Origin of the sequence: Nitratidesulfovibrio liaohensis (assembly GCF_011682075.1) — a bacterium.
Lineage (GTDB): Bacteria > Desulfobacterota > Desulfovibrionia > Desulfovibrionales > Desulfovibrionaceae > Cupidesulfovibrio > Cupidesulfovibrio liaohensis.
Window position 1 is genome coordinate 1 of the sequence record NZ_VSMK01000101.1, and the last position, 6740, is coordinate 6740.

Genomic DNA, 6740 nt, shown 5'->3' on the forward strand with positions numbered 1-6740 from the left:
GCCACCAGCAGCGGCCCGCAGCCGCGCCCCAGCGCCGCCCCGGCATTGAGCAGCACGTAGTCGTCCAGCACGTGGGCCATGGCCGCCAGCGACAGCTTGGTCACGTCCAGCGTGCCCGCGCGGGCGCGGCCATTCAGCACCTCCACGTCGGCCATGAACAGGTCGAACCCGCAGGGCAGCGGAATGCATCCCTTGGCCAAGGCATGGAAGATGTAGGTGTCGTTGGGGCAGGGGGAAATGCCCAGCGACAGGACGCGCGATGGGGTGGGCGGCGTGGACTGGGTATCTGCCGGAGTGTGCGGGGTTTGCGAAGACATGGAAGCGGCCTTGCTGGGCCGCCCGGATGGCCGGGCGGGTGGGAATGATGGGGAATGCCGATGGGCCGGGTGTGCTGCAATGACGGGTGAAATGAAATGGCCGGGCGCACGGGCGAAAATGACTCAAGACCGACGCGGCGCGCTGTCGCCCCGGTGTGCCCACGGTGTTGACACGGGGCCACGGCGGGTCGATACTCCGCCTTCCGTCAGCGGGACGCAAGCCCCCATCGGGTTCTGCCCGCTCAGATCGGGCCAGAGATCAGACCAGAACAGGCCAGATCAGGTCAGCTCAGGCCAGAACAGGCCCTCTCGGACACGATCCGGCCCGAAAACGCAGTCCCGCACCATTCGCAAGACATTTCAGTCCCGCCACACCGGAGGACACATGCTCGACGCTGCCCATTACGCCCGCCTGGGCCTTGGGACCGCCTTCGAAAAGGTGATGGAAGGCGCGCGCCTTTCGCCAGAAGAAGGTCTGGCGCTGTTCCACTGCCCGGACATCACCGCCGTGGGGGCCCTGGCCCACCACGCGCGCACCCGCCTGCACGGCGACAGAACCTATTACGTGCTCAACCGGCACGTCAATTACACCAACATCTGCGTCAACGGCTGCCTGTTCTGCGCCTTTCAGCGCGAACGCGGGCAGGCCGGTTCCTTTGCCCTGACGCCCGACGACATCCTGCACCGCGTGCTGGATGACCGGGGCACCCCGTTCTCCGAGGTGCACATAGTGGGCGGCTGCCACCCGGACCTTGGCCTTGCCTGGTTCGAGGACGTCATCAGACGGATTCGCAAGGCCCGCCCCCAGAGCATCGTCAAGGCGTTCACCGGGGTGGAAATCGCCCACTTCGCCGCCATGGAAGGCATCAGCACGCTGGATGTGCTGCGCCGCCTGCAGGACGCGGGCCTGGCCATGATGCCCGGCGGCGGGGCCGAAATCTTTGCACCGGAAGTGCGCACCAGAATCTGCCCGCGCAAGGCCACGGCGGACGAATGGCTGCGCGTGGCGGGCGAGGCGCACTCCCTCGGCATCCGCACCAACTGTTCCATGCTGTACGGGCACATCGAGACCTTCGAGCATCGCGTGGACCACCTGTGCCGCCTGCGCGAGCAGCAGGACAAGTCCGGCGGGTTCACCTGCTTCATCCCCCTGCCCTTCCTGACGGAAAACAGCCTGCTCAAGCTGCCGCCCGAGCGGGTGGGCGAGCACGTGGGCCTCGACCGGCTGCGCACCGTGGCCGTCAGCCGCCTGATGCTGGACAACATTCCCCACGTGAAGGCCTACTGGGTGATGATGGGCGTCAAGATGGCCCAGACCGCCCTGTACTTCGGGGCCGACGACCTGGACGGCACCATCGTCGAGGAACGCATCGGCCACGACGCCGGAGCCGATTCCGCCCAGTCGCTCACCGTGCCCGAACTGGAACTGATGATCCGCCGCTCCGGCTTCACCCCGGTGCGCCGCGATTCGCATTTCAACCCCGTGGCCGACCCGGACGCCATCCGGAACGACGCCGGGCACGCCGCAACGACGGAGGTCCGGGCATGAGCTCCGCCGCCAACACCACCAATGCCCCCATCATGCCGGGCGGCTCGTCCCTGGGCGAATCCGCCGACGTGCGCGCCGTGGCCGCAAAGGTGCTGGAAGGTACGCGCCTTACCCGCGCCGACGCCGACCTGCTGTACGACCATGCCGGGCTGCACACCCTGGGGCATCTGGCCCATGCCGTGCGCCTGCGCAAGCATCCACAGCCCGTGGTCACCTACGTGGCCGACCGCAACATCAACTATTCCAACATCTGCGTGTGCGCCTGCCGCTTCTGCGCCTTTTTCCGCGCCCCCGGCCACCCCGAGGGCTACGTGCTGACCCGAGAGGAACTGGGCAGGAAGATAGAGGAAACGCTGGTCCTCGGCGGCACCCAGATACTGCTGCAAGGCGGCCACCACCCCGACCTGCCCCTGTCGTTCTACGAAGGCATAATCGGCTGGATCCGCGACACCTACCCCACCATCCACATCCACGCCTTTTCGCCACCCGAGATCGTCTTTTTCGCGGAACTCGAAAAGATCACCGTGGCCGAGGTCATTGCCCGGCTGCGCGCCGCCGGGCTGCATTCCATCCCCGGCGGCGGCGCGGAAATCCTGGTGGACGAGGTGCGCACCCAGGTTTCGCCCAACAAGTGTTCCGCCGCCCGCTGGCTGGGCGTCATGGAAGAAGCCCACGCCCAGGGCCTGCGCACCACCGCCACCATGATGTTCGGCCACGAGGAAGAGCCCCGCCACCGCCTGGACCACCTGTTCGCCGTGCGCGAGGTGCAGGACCGCACGGGCGGGTTCACCGCGTTCATCCCCTGGACCTTCCAGCCCGCGCATACCAACATCCACCGCGACCCGGAACCCGCGCCCGCCTACCTGCGCCTGCTGGCCCTGTCGCGGCTGGTGCTGGACAACGTGGACAACGTGCAGGCCTCGTGGGTGACCATGGGGCCGCAGGTGGCCCAGCTGGCCCTGTACTTCGGCGCCAACGACTTCGGCTCGCTGATGATCGAGGAAAACGTGGTGGCCGCCGCAGGCGTCAGCTTCAGCCTTTCGCGCCGCGAAATCCACAACTGCATCCGCGCCGCCGGGTTCACCCCCGTGCAACGCACCATGAACTACACCCCCGTGTCGCCCCAACCCGTGGTGGAAGGGGAGATACAGGAGTTGTAAAGGCAACAACCGGGGAGGGGACCTTTTGCGGCAGCCGTTGGGTGAGCGCGAAGCGTGAACCTTACGGATGGCGACCGCAACGCGTAAAAAGGTCTCCCTCCCCGGACCCCTCCCCCCCAAATTTTTTCATAGGGGTGGGCTGACAGCTGGCATCTCCCGTTACACGTCCAACGTCCCTTGTTCCCTTTACTCGGGGGTGCAGGGGGCAAAGCCCCCTGCCCGCCGGAGGCATAAAAAACCGAACCGACAGGGGATACAAACGCAATATACACCATGAGTAACACCACCACGCCGTCGTCATGCGCGCGCCCGCTGCGCCTGGGCCGCATCGGGTACCTGAACGTGCTGCCCATCTACCACCCGCTGGAGTCGGGCATCATCCCGCACGAGTACGAGTTGGTGGCCGGGCCGCCTGCGGTGCTGAACAACATGATGGCGCGCGGCGACCTGCACGTGTCGGCCAATTCTTCGGTGGAGTACGCGCACAGGCCGCAGAACTACCTGCTGGTGCCGGACCTTGCCATCGGCAGCCGGGGCCCGGTGCAGAGCGTGCTGCTGCTGTCGCGCCGCCCGGTGGAAGACCTGGCCGACCAGCCGGTGCTGGTCAGCGCGGAGACGCACACCTCTGCCGCGCTGCTGCGCCTGCTGTTCCGCGACTACTACAGGTTTCCGGTGCGGTACGAGGTGGGTTCGGCCACCGGGCGCATCGCGTCGGGCAACCCGCCGGAGGCGTTCCTGGCCATCGGCGACGAGGCCCTGCGCCTGCGCAACCACCCGGAGTTTCCGTACCGGCTGGACCTGGGCGAGGCGTGGCGGCAATGGACCGGCCTGCCCTTCGTGTTCGGGGTGTGGGTGGTCAGCCGGGCGGCGGCGGCCTCCGGCTGTTTTGTCAGTGATCCGAGTGAACTCTTGCAGCGCGCCCGCAACTGGGGCGAACGGCACATGGACGTGATCCTCGACCTGACCTTGCAGGGCTGCCCCCTGACCCGCGAGGAACTGCGCCAATACTATCAGGGCTTGGTCTTCCACATGGGCTTTCCGGAAATGGAAGGCCTGCGCCTGTTCTACCACCGGTTGGCCGAGGCGGGCGAGATACCTGCCGCGCCGGAACTGGAATTCTTCAGCATGTAGCGCAAGGCGGCCCCGCGAACCAGACGCGGGGCCGTTTTGCGTTTGCGACCAGCCATGCACACCCCCGAAAAATCCGCACCGCCAGCCATCCAAGGCGCTCCCGGAGCGCCAGTCAGCCAAGGTGCGCCCGTCGCGCCCGTCAGCCAAGATGCGCCCGTCGCGCCGCACCCGGCCCGCACGCTGCCCGTGCGGATACTGGGTCTGGACGTCACGGCCACGCCCGGTCCACGCAAACCGCTGACCCTGGCGGTGTGCACCCTTGCGCCGGGGGACGGGAACGCGCCGGATAACGGGATGCCGGACATGCCGGGCGCAGCGCCCGTGCTCACCCTGCACGAACTGCGCGAACTGCACACGCTGGACGACCTGGACCGGTTGTTCGGCGGGCTGTTGGATGCCGGCTTTGCGGGAGGCGATGTTCCGTCTGGCACAGGCTGGGTGCTGGGCATCGACGCCGCGCTGGCCCAACCGCTGGACCTGGTGGAACAACTGGACTGGCCGCGCCATTGGGCCGGGCATGCCACCCTGTGCGGCGCCATGGACCGCGCCATGTTCCGCGATCTGTTGCGCGCAGTGTCCGCCGCCCGGCCCGCCGGGCAGAAATATCTGTACCGCGCCTGCTGCCGCCGCGCCGGGGCCGCCAGCCCCATGAACACGGTGCGCCCGCCCGTGGCCCTGATGTTCCACGCCGTGGCTCCCCGCCTTGCCGCACACGAGGTGCACGTGCCCCTCCTGCGCCCTTTGTCCGACAAGCCGAGAAACACCTACGTGGCACTGGAAACCTACCCCGGCTGGCTGGCCCGGCAGTTGATTGGCCGCGCCCCCTACAAGGGCGGCGGAGCCACGGACCGGGCTGCCCGACGAGAGGCGCGCACGGCCCTGCTCAGGAGCTTGGCGGGGCTGGCCGGGCATCCTGCCGCTTCGCCACATGGCGCAGTTGCCGCCCCGACCCTCTCCACCGGCCTGTCAGCACCCCGGCCCGGCCCTCTACCCGACCTCCTGCCCCGCCTGACCATCCGCTGGAACGCGGACCATGCCACCCGCATGCTGGACGACCCGGAAGCGGACCTGCTGGATGCCCTGCTCTGCGCCGTGCTGGCCGCAGCTTCCGCCCTGCGCCCCGGCTACGGTCTGCCGTCACCTGCCGCTCCTCCCCACGGCATCACCGCCGCGCAACTGGACGTGGAAGGCTGGATCGCCGGACTGCCGCCGGAAGAATAGCCGCCCCAGGCCCCCGGCGAACCCCGCTACCCGGTCCTATCCGGTCCTATCCGGTCCTATCTGGCCCCATCCGGCCCGGCACGCTGCACGCACCCGGCACCCGGCTCCATTTTCATCTTGCCGCGCCTCCACCCGCCCCAAAAGAAAACGACGCGCAACGGTCATCCGTCACGCGCCGTACCTGCGCAATGTCTGGGCTGTCTTCGCTGGCGGCGTCAGCCGCTCATCTCGCATGCCGCAATCCGAACCGTCTCACCGACAGCCGCCTGCCGCCGTCTCACTGGCGGCAACCCGCGCCCTTTACCAGCCCGCTCCGCCGGTGAACAGGAAGGACAGCATGGACCATGTGGCCCCCAGCAGGGCCAGCAGCAGCACCCCCAGAAACAGGCGCAGCACGCACCCGGCGGCGGCCAGCAAGCCGCGCAGCAGCAGCCAGCCAAGCACCGCGGCCACGGCGGCCACGAATATCAGGCCCAGTATCTTCATCGTCGTTCCCCCGTCCGGTTGCGGCGCCGCGCGCCCTGATTGTCATTTGTCCTCATGCGGTGCCGCGTCAGACCCACCTTCCAGATCGTCCGGACGGCATACCCGCGCGCCCGCACCACCAGAAGCACCCGACGCACCGGACAGGCCCAGCCAGATGGCGAACAGGGCAATCCCCGCCCCGGCCATGCCCCAGGCGTCGGTGGGCCGCTTGAACAGCAGGATGTCCCACACGAACGACAGCGCGGGCTGCACCAGCATCACCAGTCCAGCCAGCGAGGCGGGCAGGCGCGGCAGCCCGGTGGACAGCAGCACCCAGCCCACGCCCTGGCACAGTACGCCATAGGCCATCAGGTAGCCGCCGCTGGCCGCATCGGCTATGGCAAAGCTGTCGCCCCGCGCCAGAATGCCCGCGCCGCTTACCGCCGCGCAGGCCAGCGAAATGACGGCCATGTTGGCCACTGGCGAAAGCATGCCCGCCATGCCGCGCGACTGGCGCAGCAGCAGGATGAATCCGGTGTAGAACAGTGCCGTGGCAAAGCCGTAGCCCACCCCGGCCAGCGAATCGCCCACCACCAGCCCGGCAGCCGTCGAGGTGGGCAGCAGTTCCGCCGGGCTGACGCCCAGCAGCAGCCACAGCCCGGCCAGGGCCAGCGGAATGGCCGCCATGTGCCGCCCGGACAGCTTTTCGCCCAGCAGCAGCGCACCGGCAATGGCGATGAAGAATACCTGGAAATTTCCGATGATGGTGGCCAGCCCCGGCCCGATGAGCAGGATGCCCCGGTGCCAGCACTCCAGATCCAGCGCGAACAGCACGGCGGCGCCCACCATCACCGCCCACACGCCGGGCCGCGCGCGCAGCCGCTCGCGCCTCACCCG

7 protein-coding genes are annotated in these 6740 nt (G+C 68.4%); 4 read left to right on the forward strand and 3 right to left on the reverse strand.

What is annotated here, in order from left to right:
• On the reverse strand, positions 1-317 hold a 317-nt coding region (locus FVW27_RS04460), incomplete at its 3' end, for an MqnA/MqnD/SBP family protein (RefSeq protein ID WP_341806081.1).
• Positions 318-702: 385 nt separating this feature from the next.
• Between FVW27_RS04460 and mqnE the strand changes: the two genes are divergently transcribed.
• The 4 genes from mqnE to FVW27_RS04480 all read left to right on the forward strand — a co-directional run bounded on the left by mqnE (position 703) and on the right by FVW27_RS04480 (position 5378).
• A complete protein-coding gene (gene mqnE, locus FVW27_RS04465) occupies positions 703-1866 on the forward strand; it encodes an aminofutalosine synthase MqnE (RefSeq protein ID WP_167123098.1) in 1164 nt (387 codons plus the stop codon).
• Positions 1867-1898: 32 nt separating this feature from the next.
• The gene (gene mqnC, locus FVW27_RS04470; protein WP_167123106.1) at positions 1899-3026 is read left to right on the forward strand and encodes a cyclic dehypoxanthinyl futalosine synthase; all 1128 of its coding nucleotides are present in this window, start codon (positions 1899-1901) and stop codon (positions 3024-3026) included.
• A 273-nt stretch (positions 3027-3299) separates the two neighbouring features.
• The gene (locus tag FVW27_RS04475) at positions 3300-4157 is read left to right on the forward strand and encodes a menaquinone biosynthetic enzyme MqnA/MqnD family protein (protein WP_167123100.1); all 858 of its coding nucleotides are present in this window, start codon (positions 3300-3302) and stop codon (positions 4155-4157) included.
• Between the two features lie 303 nt (positions 4158-4460).
• Positions 4461-5378 carry a DUF429 domain-containing protein gene (locus FVW27_RS04480; protein ID WP_243838209.1) on the forward strand — a complete coding sequence of 306 codons (918 nt, stop codon included), beginning with the start codon at positions 4461-4463 and terminating at the stop codon, positions 5376-5378.
• Between the two features lie 300 nt (positions 5379-5678).
• Here FVW27_RS04480 and FVW27_RS04485 read toward each other — a convergent pair whose 3' ends face one another.
• Together FVW27_RS04485 and FVW27_RS04490 are read right to left on the reverse strand one after the other, a co-directional pair.
• Positions 5679-5864, reverse strand: a complete 186-nt coding sequence (locus FVW27_RS04485; RefSeq protein WP_167123102.1) for a hypothetical protein — start codon at positions 5862-5864, stop codon at positions 5679-5681.
• A 42-nt stretch (positions 5865-5906) separates the two neighbouring features.
• Positions 5907-6740 (reverse strand): DMT family transporter (locus FVW27_RS04490; RefSeq protein ID WP_167123104.1); only part of this gene is annotated, 834 nt, incomplete at its 5' end.

What these genes read in the sequence shown, in the direction of transcription:
- mqnC (WP_167123106.1), top strand. Translation starts at nt 1,899, where the DNA reads ATGCCGGGCGGCTCGTCCCTGGGCGAATCCGCCGACGTGCGCGCCGTG.
- mqnE (WP_167123098.1), top strand. Translation starts at nt 703, where the DNA reads ATGCTCGACGCTGCCCATTACGCCCGCCTGGGCCTTGGGACCGCCTTC.
- FVW27_RS04475 (WP_167123100.1), top strand. Translation starts at nt 3,300, where the DNA reads ATGAGTAACACCACCACGCCGTCGTCATGCGCGCGCCCGCTGCGCCTG.
- FVW27_RS04480 (WP_243838209.1), top strand. Translation starts at nt 4,461, where the DNA reads ATGCCGGGCGCAGCGCCCGTGCTCACCCTGCACGAACTGCGCGAACTG.
- FVW27_RS04485 (WP_167123102.1), bottom strand. Translation starts at nt 5,864, where the DNA reads ATGAAGATACTGGGCCTGATATTCGTGGCCGCCGTGGCCGCGGTGCTT.